We start from the raw sequence: 15,782 nt of genomic DNA, 5'->3' as shown, positions 1-15,782 counted from the left end.
CGTCGTTTGCAATGCCGGAGGGATGCCATCCGAAGGCAGTCGCGGCACAGCCCAAACGCCCCCTTCGGCGAAGGCAAGTGAGCCGACGGCGCTAGCCGCGGGCTTCGCTACTGACAAAACACGAGACGTGTCTGGTTAATAGGCCTTCGCAAAGATCGCTTGTTTCTCGGCCGGCTTGCCGGTCGCAAAACAGGTCCCCGGCGTGTCGTTGTTGTCACTCGGGACACAACGGATCGTAACCTTAAGTTCTTTCAGCAAATCCTGCAGGCTGTCTTCATCGCTGAAGTGACACATCGCAAACCCGCCATGGATTTCCGGCGAATCGGGATTTTTCGGAGTGAAGTAATCCCGGAAGTCGGCTTCGCTGGTGATCGTGACCGTGTTGTCGCTTCGCAGTTGTGCGGCACGATCGAACAGGTTCTGCTGGACCTCACCAAGAAGATCGGCGATCTTGCCGACAACTTCTGCTCGTGACATGCCGACGCTTTTCGGTTGGTCCCGGCGCCCCATGAAAACCGAGTCTTTCTCGATGTCTTTGGGACCGACTTCTAAGCGGATCGGAACGCCGCGTTTGACGTGATGCCATTTCTTTTCGCCACCACGGACATCACGGTCGTCGACCTCCACGCGAATTGGCGCCCCGTTGTACGTTTGCCCGCGAAGTTGTTCGGTCAATTGACCGATGTATTCCATCACGGCGGCGCGCTGTTCGCCTTTATAGATCGGCAGGATCACGACTTGGGTAGGCGCCAGCTTGGGCGGCAGCACCAATCCGTCGTCATCACTATGCGTCATCAGGAGCGCGCCGACGAGACGGGTGGAAACACCCCAGGATGTCGTCCACGCGTATTCGCGCGAGCCGGATTCGCTTTGAAACACGATCTCTTGAGCTTTGGAAAAATTCTGCCCGAGGAAGTGGCTCGTTCCGGCTTGCAAGGCTTTCCGGTCTTGCATCATCGCTTCGATCGAAAGCGTTTCGACGGCTCCTGGGAAACGCTCTCCGGCCGTTTTGGCCCCGATCGTGACCGGCATCGCCATCCAGTTTTCGGCGAAGTCGGCGTAGACTTGGATCATCCGTTCGGTCTCTTCAACCGCTTCTTCGCGCGTGGCGTGGACGGTGTGCCCTTCTTGCCATAAGAACTCGGCGGTGCGCAGGAACATCCGTGTCCGCATTTCCCAGCGAACCACGTTGGCCCATTGGTTGATCAGAATCGGCAGGTCGCGATAGCTCTGCACCCACTTGGCATAAGTCGCCCCGATGATCGTCTCGCTTGTCGGCCGGACGATCAGCGGTTCTTCCAATTCGCCAGCCGGTCGCAATCCACCGTCAGGATCGGGCTCAAGCCGATGATGGGTAACGACGGCACACTCTTTGGCGAACCCTTCGACATGTTCGGCTTCCTTCTCCAGGAAACTCATCGGGATAAACAGCGGGAAGTAGGCATTTTGATGCCCGGTGGCTTTGAACATGTCGTCCAACGCTCGCTGCATATTTTCCCACAGTTGGTAGCCCCACGGCTTGATCACCATACAGCCCCGAACTGGCGAGTTTTCCGCCAAGTCCGACGCCTTGATGACTTGCTGATACCACTCGGGATAATCTTCGGCACGCGTCGGAGAGATCGCGTTTTTGGGTGCTTTCGCCATGGGCGTACAGCCGTGGGGGTAAGAGTGCGGGAACGGGTATAAAGCGTGACGATCAAATAGAAAATCGGTCAGTCTGGTACGAAGTCTACATCCAAAGTCAGGTAAGACCGTAGCGGAAGCCCCCCCGTGTTCGGCCAACGTTTGAAATGCTGATTAGCCAAAATGATGATTAGCCGATTCGCGTTCGCCACGGTTTCGGTGCAGTATCCGGGGCGAACGTCCGTCGGCTGATCCCAAAAGCAACGAAGCCAAAACGCGAGAAGCCAATGTCGACAATCAGGATTCGGTCAGTCGGCTAAAGCTCTTGATCTCTTCTTCGGTGAAGCGATTTTGCAAGCGGGCACCCAACTGGGAAACAATTCGTGCGGCTGCGTGTGAAGCAAGGTGCCCGGAGGTTCGCCAATCGAGTCCGTTGGTGATGCCGTAAAGCATCGCGCCGGCATACATGTCGCCCGCCCCGGTGGTGTCGATTGCGTCGACTTGCACCCCTTCGATCGGGAATTCTTCGCCGCCGTGCATCACGATCGATCCTTTGCCGCCGAGAGTCAGCGCGACGTTTTCACAGTGTTCGTGGATCTTGACGGCACAACGCAGCGGATCATTTTCGCCGGTCAGGCTCTTCGCTTCTTCTTCGTTGCAGAAAAACAGGTCGACCGGCCCGGTGATCAAATCCCAAATCTCGTCGCGGATCATGTTGACCAGAAACGGATCCGAAGCGGTGAACGCGACTTTGACGTTGTGTTTCTTAGCCAGCTCGAACGCTCGGTAAGCCGCTTTCTTGGTGCTGTCACCGGTCAACAAGTAGCCTTCGACGTACACGTACTTGCTGTTGGCGATCTTGAATTCATCGATGTCGTCCGGGCTGAGACTGGTCGACGCGGACAGACTGGTCAACATCGTCCGCTGGGCGTCTTCGGTGATTAGGACCGCACAGGTGCCGGTGGCTTTGTCGGTCGGTGGGACAGAGATCGAGACCCCCAGTTCCTGCATGTCTTTGAGAAAGAAGTCCCCCAGTGCGTCGCTTCCGACTTTTCCGAAATAGCCGGCCGAGCCACCGAGGTCGGCGACCGCGACGATCGTGTTCGCCGCCGATCCACCGGCACAGCGGTTCAGCGGGCTTCCATCGAGATGCGAGAGGACTTTCGATTGCTGCTCGTCATCGACCAGGGTCATGATGCCCTTGTCAAGTGACAGGCGGGTCAGAATCTCATCTTCGACTCGGGCTTGAATGTCGACCAAAGCATTGCCGACACCGAACACGTCATACATAGCCATCGAGGGGGCCTCTTCCGGAAAACCAAGTTTGTTGCATCGCGATCGCTGCTCGGCAAATGCAGTTCAGCGTCGACTGATTAGCGGTAAACTTAGTCCAGCAATCCAGATTCGACTAGGCAGCGATCATCGGCACCGAAATCCGCGTTACCGATGGTCCCTGCGCATCGTCAACTTGAGAGATTTAGATCAGCCGAATGGCGTTAGCGACGGTTTCTGTTTTCAACAACCGGAGCTAACACTCGTCGGCTGATGAACCGACCTCGGAATGTAGCCCAGACGCGGCTCTAGCCAACACGTTTTAGAACGACGTCCAACGTTTTTCGCAGGGCCGCTCCGCTGGCTCGCATTCCTTGGACTTCCTTCGGCCAAAGGTCGATTTCCATGCGATCCATCACGCCGCTGCGGCCGACGACCGTTGGCACCGACAGGGCAACGTCACGAACGCCGAAGCAACCGTTTTGGACGCTACTGACGGGCAACACACGGCGTTGATCGAGAATGATTGAATCGATCACATCGCGAATCGCGATTCCGACCGCGAAGCCGGCGCCGCCTTTGCGTTTGATGACTTCGGCACCACTGCCACGGGTCCGCGTGAACAATTGCGTGGCCAAGGTCGGCGACCACCCCGGGTACTTGTCTAGCGGTAACCCGGCGATCGTCGCACTGCTCCAAATCGGAACCATCGATTCGCCGTGCTCGCCAAGAATCAATGCCTTCGTTTGCGTCGGCGGCGCGCCGAGTTGCTCGGAAATGAGTGAGCAGAAACGAATCGTGTCCAATTGAGTTCCCAATCCGATGACTTGATTGCAGGGCAGGTCAAGCATTTTGGCGGCAACGTAGGTCAGGATGTCGACCGGGTTGCTGACGACCAAGACGATCGCCGAAGACTTTGGACCGGCGGCTTTGACGTCGCGCAAAATCTGGACAAACAGGTCCGTGTTTCGGTTGATCAAGTCAAGCCGCGACTCGTCGGGTTTGCGGCGAAGTCCCGCGGTAATACAGATCACGTCGCTGGTCGGGATGTGTTCGTAACCGCCGCCGACGATCACTTGATCGGCAACACTCGGAGTGCCGTGTTGCAGGTCGAGCGCCTGACCGACGGCCAGTTCTTGGTTCACGTCTAGCAAGGCGATTTCGCGAGCCAACCCGCCGCACTGCAGAGCGTAGGCCGCGCATGAACCTACCAGTCCGCCGCCGCCGATGATCGAAACTTTCATATTGCCGTTGGGTGAGTTGTTGGGGAATGGAGCTTTGTTTTCGGGACACGAGCGAGTTCGGTTCACCGTTTTCCGGAGAGGCCTCGTGTGCCGCGTCTTAGGAAGCGTCTGTTTAACCGATGGGCCGATCAGCCGATGGGCGTTGGCCCCGGATGCCGAAGGACGACAATGGCGATCGCCATCGCATCATCCTCGATCCAATGACCGGGCGTTAGGCTTTCATCTGACGCATGACTTCGTCGGTGATCAGCTTGACGAGTTGTTCTTCGCTAACGCCGGAGGCTGCCGCGGGCGCGGCGGCTGGCTTTTGGGCAGGCATCGCGGGCGGGGCGTCGAAGGCGCGGCGCTCCACTCCGGAATCTTTCCAGCTAGTGCGGAAAATGTCGTTGGCACAGATATCGCAGTCTTCGTATTCCTTGGTGTTCCGCGGGTCTTTGTAGCCCCACTGATCTTTTAGGTCCAACAGCTCTTGTGACTTCTGTTGGTCAAGGAACGAAACGTTGCCCAGTTGTTTGGCCAGCATCAGCATGCGGCAATACGAATCGAGAATCTCGGTCCACCAATACGCTTGCTCGACGGTTTCGCCGTAACTGACCGTGCCATGGTTGGCCAGGATCATCACGTTGGTCTTGCTGACGAACGGGATGATCGTGTCGGCAAAGGCCTGGCCGCCAGGCGTTTCGTACTTAGTGATCGGCACATCGCCCAAGAAGACTTCGACTTCCGGCAGAATGCACTGTGGGATTGGCTCGCGGGCGATCGCGAAAGCGGTCGCGTGTGGCGGGTGGCAGTGAACGACGCTCTTGATGTCGTCACGCTGCTTGTAGATTTCCAGGTGCAAGAGCGCTTCGCTGGATCGTTTCTTGCGGCCGGCGATCTGCTTGCCCGTCATGTCGATCGTTGCGATGTCGTCGGGCGTCAAGAAGCCTTTGCAGTGAAGCGTTGGCGTACACAGGACTTCGTTTTCGCTAACGCGGACGGTGATGTTTCCGTCATTTGCCGCGGCGAATTGACGGTTGTAAATCCGACGTCCAATGTCGCACATGTCCTGTTTAATCTTATGAACGTTTTGCATGGCAAAGTGATCGAATGGGAGGAGTGGTCAATGAGGTTGTGTGGGTCTATTTGCCTAGGTCGACACGGTCGAGCAAGGCGACAATGGATGCGTCAAGCGGCTTGACGTCGGGAAACGGCTGGGCCGCTTCGGGGCCTTCGGCGAGGGCGACTAAATCGCCGATCCCGGTTCCGCAAAGGTCCCAGGCGACAATCGTCTCGCCGCCAAGTGGTTCGGTTTCAAGTCGTTCGATCGAATCGACGACTTCGACCAAGCGTAGCTTGGCTTGCTTCATTCCCGGATGACTTTGCGACAAAGTCACCGAGCCGATCGTTCGTGCGAGTTTCATCGGGCACCTCGTTTCACGATTCGAGCGGCGGCGTTAACCGCCGCGGACAAAGTCAGTTTCTCGCGATCGAGCACCCAAGCGTCAGGCGAAAACTCTTTGGCAAAGCGATCGATGTCGCCCCACTGAGAAATCATCACCGCCCGTCGTCCCGATCGGATCTGCTCAAAGACTTCAACCGCTGGCGTGTCGGACCAGACGATGGTCAAGTCATCAGGAATCTGAATCCCCCGACGCGTCAGTTGCTGCTCGAAGGGATCAGCGGATGATCTTTCGCTAGCACTAGCCGCTTCGGTGACGGTTTTGCTTACGGCAGCACTCGACGATTGGCCTTTTGATTGCCGGACGATCTCGATCCCACGACGCAAAGCTTCTTCTTTGGCCGCCGGGGTGACGACACCTTGTGAAGCAACGACGATCGATTTCTCGCCGACCAAACCCTCAAGTGTTTCGATCGTGATCAACCGATGCGTGGTCGTCGGTTTTACCGATTCGGCGATCGCGGCATCGGCATCGGCTAGATTGCTTGCCGATGCCAAACGCCGTACCACCTCGCGCGCGATCTCGCGGATCCGTGCCGCATCGGGCAATGCCTGGGTTGGTTCGGTCGTGTCTTTGGCTTCTGTCATAAATTCGATCAGTCGATCAGCCCCACGACGGTCCAGCGTGCGGGAGTCTTGTCGTGGTTGGTGACTTCGCGGGCATAGCTTCCGTCGCTGGAAATCATCACCCGGTCGCCTCGACGAGATCCCAGCGGATCAATCGCAATCAAGGGAGGCCCGTCCGGCGTCTCGTCGATCTTCATCGGTTGCAAGATCACCATGCGGCATCCGACCAAGCTTTCGTGCTTGATAGTCGCGTGGGTCGATCCGAGGACGGTGGCTGATTGCATTCGCTGGGTTTGCTAGGGTTGACGTTCGCTAGGGTTGACGTGTTGCGTGCCGAATCAAACGACTCGCAGTTCGTCGATCATGCTGCAGCGTCGTTCGCGGGTGAATGTCGTCGGCGTGGTCACCCCTTCACCGGTCGGGCCGGCGATCGAGAACGACAGGTAGCCTTCGCCGCCCAAGCCAAGTGATGCCATGCAAGGACCGTTCTTGACGTACAGCGTCGTGTCGAGTGCGCGGCCCATCTTGGTCATGTTGCGAACGTTGCGCGAGTGGATGATCGCGGTGTGCCGGAAGCCGTGTTCGTAGTGTTTGGCCATCTCGATCGCATGATCGATGTCCCGGGCACGAACAAAGGGGACGAAGGGCATCATTTGTTCGACGCTGACGAAGGGATGCGATTCGTCGGTTTCGCCGAACAGCAGTTCGGTGTCGGCTGGGACGGTGACGTTTGCAGCGGCGGCCAAGACCGAAGCGTTTTGTCCGATGAAGTCTTTGCTAGCCGCGTCGTGATGATCGTCGCCGACTTGCACGATCGCTTTCGCAGTCAAGGCGTCGATCTGTCCGGCGTTGAGCTGCACCGCTCCGGCCCGACGCATCGCTTCCATCATGTCATCGAAGACACGTTCGACGACAAAGACTTCTTTCTCGGCGATACACAGCAAGTTATTGTCGTATGACGCACCCGCGATGATCGAACGGGCGGCCAAATCTAAGTCGGCGGTTTCGTCGACGACGACCGGCGGATTTCCTGGGCCGGCGACGATCGCACGTTTGCCGCTGTTGAGCGCCGCCTTGGCAACTGCCGGACCACCGGTGACGCAGATCAACGCGACGCTGCGGTGCTTGAACAAAGCTTCGGCGGATTCCAACGTCGGCTCGGCGATCACGCAAATCAGATTGTCGATGCCGACTTCCGCCGCGATCGCTTCGTTGAATCGACGGACACCTTCGGCGGCGACTTTCTTGCCCGAGGGGTGAGGATTAACGACGACGGTGTTGCCGCCGGCGATCATGCTGACGGCGTTTCCGGTGATCGTCGGCAGGCTGTGTGTGACGGGAGTGATCGCGCCGATGACACCGAACGGTGCGCGTTCGATGATCGCCAGCCCATGGTCACCGCTGTAGGCTTTGGTTTCCAGAAACTCGACGCCGGGGGTTTGCTCGCCGAGCGTCTTGAGCTTTTCGATCTTATGTTCGGGGCGGCCGATGCCGGTTTCTTCCATCTCCATCAGACCGAGCTCTTCGCATTGCTCGATCGAGATGCGGCGGATGATATCGATGATTCGTTTGCGATCGGCCATCGGGCGTTCACGCAATTGTTCGAAGGCGGCTCGGGCGGCACCGACCGCCGAATCGGCATCATAAAAGACTCCGTTCTGACCGCCGAGATTGTCGCCGGCGCCATGGCCCGCACCATTGCCGGGGGGCATCGGGCCGACTTCGGCAAGCACCTGGGCGACCACACTGCGGATGAGGTTTTCGTCGAAATTCATAGTTGATGGGGGAGTCAGTTGTCGGGATGTGTTTGAACGCTAGGACGCGAGCGGGTTAGTCACGCGAGTAAACGCTCAATTTGTCGATGTGAACTTGGTCGACGATGCCGATGATGACCGCATCGATCGGTAGCGTTTTTGTCTCCGGCGTCAGCCGGGCACTGCTGCCTTGGGTGATCAAGACAAAGTCGCCTTCGCCGGAACCGAGGGTGTCGACGGCGATGAAAGTCCGGCCGGTGGTCACCAAGGCTTCACGCCCTTTTTCTTCCAGACGGTACGGCTCGACGACCAGCAGCTTGTGCCCGGTCATCGACTGGACCTTTTGCGTGCTGACGACCGATCCGGTAACGCGTGCGATAAACATTCGCGATTTATGTCCGTCAAAAAGGTAAGGAGGTATACGCGGCGAAACCCAAACATGGCGAAGACATCGACGACGTCACTCAACGCGACTTGATCGCGTGAATGGTCTGTCTCGCGACGATGACTTCTTCGTTCGTTGGGATCACCCAAAGTTGTGTTTTCGAATCGTCGGCATGAAAGGATGCCTCGCCACTCTCACCGGCTTGCTGCCGAAGTGTTTCGTTGGCGTCGGAATCGATCCGGATACCGAGTTCTTCGAGGCCTTGGCAAACGCCTTGGCGGATGCGTTGGTCGTTCTCGCCGATGCCGCCGGTGAACACGATGGCGTCGGCGCCGCCGAGGGCCACCAACATGCCGCCGAGATGTCGACGCAGTTCTTCAATAAACACGTCGAGCGCAAGTTGCGACTGGGCGTCGCCTTCGTCTGCCGCTTGCTCGATGTCGCGGATGTCTCCGCTGCGACCGCTCAAGCCCAACAAACCGCCTTGGCTGGCAAGTGTTTTCAGAGTCTCATCGAGTGACAGTCCGGTGCGTTCGATGATCAATGGCAACGCGAAGGGATCAAAGTCGCCGACGCGATTGTTTTGCGGCAATCCCGTTTGTGGGGTCATCCCCATCGTGGTCTGCACGCTTTGTCGATCGCGGATCGCCGTGATCGAACTGCTTCCGCCGAGGTGACACGAGATCACGCGGGCGTCCTTTCGGCCGAGGATCTCGGCACTGCGGAAGGCGATGTATCGGTGGCTGGCACCATGAAAGCCCCACTTGCGAATGTGGAACTCGTCGGACCATTGCCGAGGGATCGCGTATTCCTTTCGAGCCGCCGGGATCGTCTGATGAAAATCGGTTTCGAAGGCGGCGACCAGGGGAAGGTCGGGGAACCGCGCTCGAAGCGTTTTCATCGCCGCGATGTAAGGCGGGTTGTGAGCCGGCGCGGCCGCATTCATTTCGGCCATGGCTTCCAAAACTTCGTCGTCGACAACGAACACGCCCGAGATCCGACCGCCGTGAACGGCTTTGAATCCGATCGCGGCGACTTGGGAGGCATCTTCGATCGCGCCGTGCTGTTCGTGCGTGAGTTGCGTGAGGCAGGTTTCGACGGCGACCCCGTGGTCGGGAACGGCCATCGTTAACTCGTCCGACCAGTCGCCGATCTGAACGGTGCATTTGCTTTCCGCATCACCGATCCGTTCGACCGCGCCCCGCGCCAAACAAGTGGCGTCGGACAGATCGTCGAGCGCTCCGTCCTCGGCCATTTCAAACAGCCGATACTTGAAGCTCGTCGAGCCTAAATTTGCAACCAGAACTAGCATGGGCGGCATCCTCCGCGTCGTGTCATCTGCGTTCAACGTCATCGATCCAGCCATCGCATCTGCCGCATCGACCGGGCCCGGTATCGGTACCGGAGCGGTCATCGCGGCCTCGCGATCGCTGTCAAGGACGTCACTGTCTAGGACAAAAAAGCTTTGGCGATTCCTTCGGCCGGACGTGGGATCACGTGGCTGCTGAGCAGTTCGCCGGCCTGGGCGGCCGCGTTGGCTCCGGCTTCGACTGCCGCGCGAACGCTGCCGACGTCGCCGCTGACAACGGTGGTGACCAAGCCACCGCCGATGTCGACTCGTTTGACAATTTGCACGTTGGCGGCTTTGGCCATCGCGTCGGTCGCTTCGATCAGGGCCAACAAGCCTTTGGTTTCAATCAATCCGATTGCGTCGTTCATGTTATTCGTAGGTGCTGTTGATTTGTTGTTCGGTCGGGGAAAGGTGTCGTCGCCCCGCGGGCAACGATCGCTTTGTCACCACTATTTTTTCGCTGCCGTACCGCCGGTCTTGAGAACCTTGGCCAGGTCTTCGTGCGGACGCGGGATCACTTGCACGCTGACGACTTCGCCGATTCGACCGGCCGCCGCGGCGCCCGCGTCGGTGGCTGCTTTGACTGCCGCGACGTCGCCGCTGACAAAGACGCTGACCATGCCGCTGCCGACCTTGTCCCAGCCGAGGTATTCGACGTTGGCCGCTTTCATCATCGCATCGGCGGCTTCGACCAAGGCGACGAATCCCTTGGTTTCGATCATGCCGAGTGCTTCATTCAATTTCGCCATGAGTAAATCTGCCTATAAAAAGGAGGAGTGGGTAAACGGGATCAATGGCTGCGGTGAGCAAACGCTTGAACCGAGCCGGTGGATTGTGGGGAGGAAGACGGTGCGGTGACATCGGCGACCACGATGGGAACCAGTCCCGATTGGGAGCGTCTCGTGGCTGCGAGACTGCCAAGGCAATCAGGCCGGACAATGCTTCTTAAAAGTTGCCTAAAGAGAAACGTTGCCGCCTGAAGCTTGCACCGACGTCCGTTACTTTTCGCAGCCGCAGCCGCTCTTGGTCAGTTCGACCTTCGAGGCACCGTCGAGATGGCATGCGTTGCCTTCATCGGTGTCGATGTGGACTTCCAGCTTGGCCGCTTCGTCGGCCCGCACGAGGACGTCTTCGAACACCGTCGTGCATTCATGACTGGTGATCTTCAGTCGCATCATGTCGCCGTTTTCGACACCGTAATGGGCGGCATCGGCGAAGTTCATGTGCACGTGACGGGCGGCGCGGATGACGCCTTGTTCCAGTTGAACGCTGCCGGCAGGTCCCACCAAAACGCAACCCGGGGTTCCGTCGATGTGACCGCTATGACGAACCGGTGCGTCGATGCCCAGCGAGATCGAATCGGTGAACGCCAACTCCACTTGGCTGGCCGAGCGGGTCGGGCCAAGCACCCGGACGCTTGGCAGCATCCGTCGCCGCGGGCCGACGACCATCACGGTTTGCTTGGCCGCATAAAAGCCGTCTTGATAGAGGTCCTTTTCCGGCTCAAGCGTCGCGCCACGACCGAACAACGTCTCGACGTGCTCGTCCGTCAGGTGGACGTGACGGGCCGAGATACTCACTCGCAGGTTCGGCTTGCCGTCGACCCAACCTGGAGGATTACCGGTCGCTGCTCCGAGGGCGGCATTGCCGGATCCAAGCCCGCCGGACCGGATGGCTTGACGGACCAGAGCTTCGATTTGAGCTCGATCGAATTCAATCGCGTTCATCAAAAGGAGGAGAGTGTAAGTGGGGGAGTCAGGATGATTTGGTTGACTTGATCTTGCCGACGTCGGGGACACGTCTTCGATCGTCAGTTGTTATTCAAGGTGATTGCCGTTTGGCTTCTCGTCGCGGTCTGCTAACACTAGTTCCACGCCAGCCTGTTCGATCTGCTTTTTCCACTGAGTCGACAAGCCGGTGTCACTGATGATCCCATCGACGTCTCCTAATCCGCACAGATGGGACAAGCTGACTTTGCCAAACTTGGTGCTGTCGGCAACGACGTAAGCACGATCGGCGGTCGACAGCATCGCCTTCTCGCTTTCGACCAACATCATGTTGTTATTGAAGAACCCACGCTCGTTGATTCCGGCGACCGACATGAACGCCAAGCGAACGTTGATTTCACGAAGCATCGCCTCGGCCATCGGACCGATCGCGACCGCCATGCGACCACGGACGCAGCCACCAATGGTGACCAGGTCAATCGAGTCGCTCGTCGAGAGTAAGTGCGCGACCGGCAAGCTGTTGGTGACGACTTGCAGTTGCCGTCCGACCAACCGCCGCGCCAATTCGTACGTGGTGCTACCGCCGTCGAGCAAAATCGTGTCGTGTTCTTCGACCAGCTCCGCCGCTGCCGCCGCGATCGAGGCTTTGATCGCCCAGGTCGAGTCGGTCCGGCCTTCGAACGCTCGAATCGTCGATGTCTCGCCGGTCCAATAAACGCCACCGTGCGTGCGTTGCGCTTCTCCGGTTTGTTCCAGAAGCTCAAGGTCGCGGCGTACCGTGGACTCGCTAACCGACAGCGATTCGGCAAGTTCGCCCAAGGATGAGAATCCGGATTGCCGAATCAACATTCGCAGCCGTTCACGCCGCCCTTCGCTGGAGCTGCGCGTTTCTGACGGAATTCGAGACGATCCGCTCAAGGTTCGAACCACAAATCTTTCCTAGCTTACGTAGTCGACGGCCACGTGATAGTTTCCTCTCACGAATGAAAGATTTCAAGCAGGCGATGGAAAGAATTGGCAATTACTGAAAGGATTCTCGCTTTCTGTGCGCATTTTGAGTCATTTCTTCACACTAGCGGGGGAACCCTCACCGTCACTCCGGCGGCCCGCCGAAACGCCGCGATCAGCCGAACGGCGTTAGCCGCGGTTCTTCCGGGACTGCCTCCCCTATCAGCCGAACGGCGTTAGCCGCGGTTCTTCCGCGATTACCGCTCCCCCTCCGGATAATCGGCCTCGCCGCCCGCGGGCCCACTGCGAAACGCACGAATCTGTAGGGTCGTTTTCTGATACCGGATACCTGATGCATGCTCACCCGACACGCTGGGCTCGAACACAGCGCAGGACCAACGCGTTCGCGCTGTTTCACCCCAGGTCGGCGACCGCGCTGATTCTGTTATTCAATCGATTGGCCTTCTTTGTCACCGAATCGGCTAGGCGGTTTCCCAGTCGCTTGTCGGCGGATACGCTGCTAGTACATTCGCCTCCAGTTCGATCTTGAAACGAGCCGAATGGCGTTAGCCACGGCTGCACGGGATTAGCCGTATGGCGTTAGCCACGGTTCCCCCGAAACACCCGGCGGCTGACGAACCGAACCCGATGGTTTGGTCTGGACGAAACACTTGGCAGGTCGGGCTGGTTTAACCGACGTTTACTTGGAAGAAGAAAAGAGCAGAGAGACACCATGGGTGAGCTAGCCGGAAAGCGCGCGATCGTGAGCGGCGCGTCGCGAGGGATTGGACGCGGGATCGCTTTAGAACTGGCCCGCGCCGGGGCATCCGTCGCCGTCAACTACCGTTCGAATCCCGACGAGGCCGATGAAGTCGTCGCGGAGTGCAAGTCGATGGGAGTGGAGGCGTTCAAGGTCCAGGCGGATCTCGCCGATCAAGCAGCCGCCGAAGCGATGATCGATCAATCGGTTGAACGCCTCGGCGGTGTCGACATTGTCGTCAGTAACGCGGCGTACAGCGATCGACACCTAATGCTGGAATCGGACATGGCCGAATTCCGCAAGACAATCGATGTCAGCATGTGGGGCGCGTTCTACGTGGTTCGTTCGGGTGCCAGCCACTTGGTGCGTGCCGGCAACGGAGGCAACATCGTCGTCATCAGCAGCCCACACGCGCACTTAGCGATGCCGGGCGCGATGGCGTACAACATGGCCAAAGCGGCGAACGACCAGATGGCCCGGACGGCCGCGATCGAATTGGCCCAGCATCGGGTTCGCTGCAACATCATCCACCCGGGTTGGATCGACACACCGGGTGAACGAAAGTTCTTCTCCGAAGAAACGCTCCAGCGCGAGGGAGAGAAGCTGCCTTGGAAACGACTCGGCCAGCCCACCGAAATTGGACGTGGCGTTGTGTTCCTTTGCCGCCCGGAAAGCGAATACATCACCGGTAGCACGCTGACGATCGACGGCGGCATTCAGTTGCCTTGGCGTGACATGTTTCGAATCGAAGAAACCGCGTCGACCGCGAAGCCATTCGAATCGGAGTAAGCTGCCGCGCGACTTATTTGGCAGCTGACAGCCGCGGTTGCGGCAATCATAAATCCACCTCAGCACGACGACTGCGGTGCGGTCTACAATGGGGAATCGAAGGCTGGTTGAACGATAAAACGATCGGCCTTCGTTCGCGACATGGCGTCTGGTGACAGAACGCCGATGCTCCTTCCCCCCATTGATCACGACTGCTCCCTCATGACCCACCGCCCCTCGGTACTGCAACCCCGCTTCTTGCAGGTGTGCCAGCGATCACGCTGTGCCCTCGCGTTCTCCGCTCTTTTAATTTCATCATGCGTTTCTTCCGTCGCCTCGGCCGAAGAACCGACGCGACGGATCGATGGATACAAGGGCATCTGGTTCACTCTCGGCCAATACTACGGCAAAGGCACCGACGGAAAGCCGTATAGCGCCCGGCAACGCAAGCCAACGTTTCCCTACGGCGACAAGTACTCCGGCGGCCTTGGGACCTACACCGCAAAACATGTCCCGCTCGCGATCTACAGCGAAGCGGCCGAGAAAACGTTCTTTGTCTATGGCGGCACACCGGCGGCCGACAAACGTTACCTGCTTTGCATGATTTCGTACTACGACCACAAAACCGGCCAAGTACCTAAGCCGGTGGTGGTTCATGACAAGAACGGCGTCGATGATCCGCACGACAACCCCAGCATCGCGATCGATGACGAAGGCTATCTGTGGGTGTTCGTCAGTGGACGCGCGCGTGCCCGCCCTGGTTTCAAATACCGCAGCAAGACGCCGTACAGCATCGACGGGTTTGAGTTGGTTTCTGAAGAGGAGCTAACATATCCGCAACCGCACTACATTTCCGGCCAAGGCTTCGTGCACTTGTTTACAAAGTACACGGGCGTCCGCGAACTGTATTGGGAAACCAGCCCGGACGGAGCCGAATGGACCGCCGATCAAAAGCTCGCCGGAATTCGTGAGCCAGGCGATTCACGCGGTGGGCATTATCAAACGAGCGCCCGCCGAGGCAATCGGATCGGAACGTTTTTCAATCGGCACCCCGCCGGCAATGTCGATCGCCGGACGGACCTTTATTACGTCGAAACAAGCGACGGCGGAAAAACCTGGACCACCGTTGACGGGACCGTTTTGAAGACACCGCTAACCGAAGTCGAAAACCCGGCACGTGTCGCCGATTACGCGTCACAAAAACAAAACGTGTATCTCAAAGACATGGACTTTGATGCCGACGGAAACCCGGTCTTGCTGTATGTGACGAGCGCGGGTCACGAGCCCGGACCGCCGAACGATCCACGTCAGTTTTGCGTCGTGCGACATGACGGTCAGAAGTGGATCACGAGCGAGATCTGCAAAACCGACCATAACTACGACATGGGCAGTTTGGCCATCGACCAGGAAGTCTGGACCGCACGCGTCCCCGCCCTTGCCGGCCCGCAACCGTACCACGGTGGCGGCGAAGTCGTGATGTATGAAAGTCGCGACAAAGGCGAGTCATGGAAACTGATTCGTCAGGTGACCAGCGACAGCCCCCGCAACCACAACTACGTTCGGCAACCAATTTCGCCAATGGAGCCATTCGTGGCGTTTTGGGCCGATGGTGACCCAACGAAACTCGGTGAAAGCCACCTCTATTTCTGTGATTCGACCGGCGAGAACGTTTGGCGGTTACCTTATGAAATGAAAGGAGATTTCGCCAAACCTCAATGGATGGGGAAACCTTAGTGCCGCGTTTCAAATGAGAAGCTTTCCGATAACCGCAAGCCAAACGTACTAACTGGCGGGCCCCGCATCGCGACCTCTGCTTAAAGCGGGGTCCCGCGGGAAACGTACTGCGAAGACAGCTTGGCGAAGGCGATTCGGCGGATCGTTCATTTGAAACCAGACGAAGCATTGAGTGTTCTTGCCCGAATTGGTGCGACCCTTACTG

Annotated in this window: 16 protein-coding genes; 2 read left to right on the top strand and 14 right to left on the bottom strand. The window is 58.3% G+C overall.

The genetic code is table 11. The annotated features are described in order from the left end of the window. Window positions 1-135: 135 nt before the first annotated feature. The 14 genes from proS to FYC48_RS19370 all read right to left on the bottom strand — a co-directional run bounded on the left by proS (window position 136) and on the right by FYC48_RS19370 (window position 12,297). Window positions 136-1,647, bottom strand: coding sequence for a proline--tRNA ligase (gene proS, locus FYC48_RS19435; RefSeq protein WP_149498452.1), 1,512 nt, complete (start codon window positions 1,645-1,647; stop codon window positions 136-138). 276 nt (window positions 1,648-1,923) lie between these two features. Next, entirely contained in the window at window positions 1,924-2,922 is a 999-nt protein-coding gene (locus tag FYC48_RS19430; RefSeq protein ID WP_149498451.1) for an adenosine kinase, read from the bottom strand. Between the two features lie 284 nt (window positions 2,923-3,206). After that, complete coding sequence (locus FYC48_RS19425) at window positions 3,207-4,142, bottom strand: lactate/malate dehydrogenase family protein (protein ID WP_149498450.1); 936 nt, start codon at window positions 4,140-4,142, stop codon at window positions 3,207-3,209. 211 nt (window positions 4,143-4,353) lie between these two features. Then, the gene (locus FYC48_RS19420; protein WP_149498449.1) at window positions 4,354-5,217 is read right to left on the bottom strand and encodes a class II aldolase/adducin family protein; all 864 of its coding nucleotides are present in this window, start codon (window positions 5,215-5,217) and stop codon (window positions 4,354-4,356) included. A 46-nt stretch (window positions 5,218-5,263) separates the two neighbouring features. Further along, window positions 5,264-5,545 (bottom strand): EutN/CcmL family microcompartment protein, encoded by a 282-nt coding sequence (locus FYC48_RS19415; protein WP_149498448.1) that lies wholly within the window; start codon window positions 5,543-5,545, stop codon window positions 5,264-5,266. Further along, the gene (locus FYC48_RS19410; RefSeq protein WP_149498447.1) at window positions 5,542-6,171 is read right to left on the bottom strand and encodes a hypothetical protein; all 630 of its coding nucleotides are present in this window, start codon (window positions 6,169-6,171) and stop codon (window positions 5,542-5,544) included. The genes FYC48_RS19415 and FYC48_RS19410 overlap by 4 nt, the downstream gene beginning before the upstream one ends. An 8-nt stretch (window positions 6,172-6,179) precedes the next feature. Then, complete coding sequence (locus FYC48_RS19405) at window positions 6,180-6,434, bottom strand: EutN/CcmL family microcompartment protein (protein ID WP_149498446.1); 255 nt, start codon at window positions 6,432-6,434, stop codon at window positions 6,180-6,182. 54 nt (window positions 6,435-6,488) lie between these two features. Continuing rightward, on the bottom strand, window positions 6,489-7,925 hold the full coding sequence (locus FYC48_RS19400) for an aldehyde dehydrogenase family protein (RefSeq protein WP_149498445.1): 1,437 nt from the start codon (window positions 7,923-7,925) through the stop codon (window positions 6,489-6,491). Between the two features lie 55 nt (window positions 7,926-7,980). After that, a complete protein-coding gene (locus tag FYC48_RS19395) occupies window positions 7,981-8,289 on the bottom strand; it encodes a EutN/CcmL family microcompartment protein (RefSeq protein WP_149498444.1) in 309 nt (102 codons plus the stop codon). Between the two features lie 79 nt (window positions 8,290-8,368). Continuing rightward, a complete protein-coding gene (locus FYC48_RS19390; protein ID WP_149498499.1) occupies window positions 8,369-9,601 on the bottom strand; it encodes an acetate/propionate family kinase in 1,233 nt (410 codons plus the stop codon). Between the two features lie 137 nt (window positions 9,602-9,738). After that, on the bottom strand, window positions 9,739-10,008 hold the full coding sequence (locus FYC48_RS19385) for a BMC domain-containing protein (protein WP_149498443.1): 270 nt from the start codon (window positions 10,006-10,008) through the stop codon (window positions 9,739-9,741). A gap of 81 nt (window positions 10,009-10,089) precedes the next feature. Next, on the bottom strand, window positions 10,090-10,389 hold the full coding sequence (locus FYC48_RS19380; protein WP_149498442.1) for a BMC domain-containing protein: 300 nt from the start codon (window positions 10,387-10,389) through the stop codon (window positions 10,090-10,092). Between the two features lie 249 nt (window positions 10,390-10,638). Further along, on the bottom strand, window positions 10,639-11,367 hold the full coding sequence (gene pduL, locus FYC48_RS19375) for a phosphate propanoyltransferase (protein WP_149498441.1): 729 nt from the start codon (window positions 11,365-11,367) through the stop codon (window positions 10,639-10,641). 90 nt (window positions 11,368-11,457) lie between these two features. Beyond that, window positions 11,458-12,297 (bottom strand): DeoR/GlpR family DNA-binding transcription regulator, encoded by an 840-nt coding sequence (locus FYC48_RS19370; protein ID WP_261345077.1) that lies wholly within the window; start codon window positions 12,295-12,297, stop codon window positions 11,458-11,460. A 751-nt stretch (window positions 12,298-13,048) separates the two neighbouring features. On the opposite strand from FYC48_RS19370, the gene FYC48_RS19365 reads away from it, so the two are divergent. Together FYC48_RS19365 and FYC48_RS19360 are read left to right on the top strand one after the other, a co-directional pair. Continuing rightward, on the top strand, window positions 13,049-13,864 hold the full coding sequence (locus FYC48_RS19365) for an SDR family NAD(P)-dependent oxidoreductase (protein WP_149498439.1): 816 nt from the start codon (window positions 13,049-13,051) through the stop codon (window positions 13,862-13,864). A 201-nt stretch (window positions 13,865-14,065) separates the two neighbouring features. Beyond that, a complete protein-coding gene (locus FYC48_RS19360; RefSeq protein WP_149498438.1) occupies window positions 14,066-15,577 on the top strand; it encodes a BNR-4 repeat-containing protein in 1,512 nt (503 codons plus the stop codon). The last annotated feature ends 205 nt before the right edge of the window (window positions 15,578-15,782 follow it).

The organism is Roseiconus lacunae, from assembly GCF_008312935.1.
Classification (GTDB): Bacteria; Planctomycetota; Planctomycetia; order Pirellulales; family Pirellulaceae; genus Stieleria; species Stieleria lacunae.
This window is presented reverse-complemented; position numbering and strand designations above follow the sequence as displayed.

Bases quoted from the DNA above. Each gene is read 5' to 3' on its own strand.
- proS (WP_149498452.1), bottom strand. From the start codon at position 1,647: ATGGCGAAAGCACCCAAAAACGCGATCTCTCCGACGCGTGCCGAAGAT.
- FYC48_RS19430 (WP_149498451.1), bottom strand. From the start codon at position 2,922: ATGGCTATGTATGACGTGTTCGGTGTCGGCAATGCTTTGGTCGACATT.
- FYC48_RS19425 (WP_149498450.1), bottom strand. From the start codon at position 4,142: ATGAAAGTTTCGATCATCGGCGGCGGCGGACTGGTAGGTTCATGCGCG.
- FYC48_RS19420 (WP_149498449.1), bottom strand. From the start codon at position 5,217: ATGCAAAACGTTCATAAGATTAAACAGGACATGTGCGACATTGGACGT.
- FYC48_RS19415 (WP_149498448.1), bottom strand. From the start codon at position 5,545: ATGAAACTCGCACGAACGATCGGCTCGGTGACTTTGTCGCAAAGTCAT.
- FYC48_RS19410 (WP_149498447.1), bottom strand. From the start codon at position 6,171: ATGACAGAAGCCAAAGACACGACCGAACCAACCCAGGCATTGCCCGAT.
- FYC48_RS19405 (WP_149498446.1), bottom strand. From the start codon at position 6,434: ATGCAATCAGCCACCGTCCTCGGATCGACCCACGCGACTATCAAGCAC.
- FYC48_RS19400 (WP_149498445.1), bottom strand. From the start codon at position 7,925: ATGAATTTCGACGAAAACCTCATCCGCAGTGTGGTCGCCCAGGTGCTT.
- FYC48_RS19395 (WP_149498444.1), bottom strand. From the start codon at position 8,289: ATGTTTATCGCACGCGTTACCGGATCGGTCGTCAGCACGCAAAAGGTC.
- FYC48_RS19390 (WP_149498499.1), bottom strand. From the start codon at position 9,601: ATGCTAGTTCTGGTTGCAAATTTAGGCTCGACGAGCTTCAAGTATCGG.
- FYC48_RS19385 (WP_149498443.1), bottom strand. From the start codon at position 10,008: ATGAACGACGCAATCGGATTGATTGAAACCAAAGGCTTGTTGGCCCTG.
- FYC48_RS19380 (WP_149498442.1), bottom strand. From the start codon at position 10,389: ATGGCGAAATTGAATGAAGCACTCGGCATGATCGAAACCAAGGGATTC.
- pduL (WP_149498441.1), bottom strand. From the start codon at position 11,367: ATGAACGCGATTGAATTCGATCGAGCTCAAATCGAAGCTCTGGTCCGT.
- FYC48_RS19365 (WP_149498439.1), top strand. From the start codon at position 13,049: ATGGGTGAGCTAGCCGGAAAGCGCGCGATCGTGAGCGGCGCGTCGCGA.
- FYC48_RS19360 (WP_149498438.1), top strand. From the start codon at position 14,066: ATGACCCACCGCCCCTCGGTACTGCAACCCCGCTTCTTGCAGGTGTGC.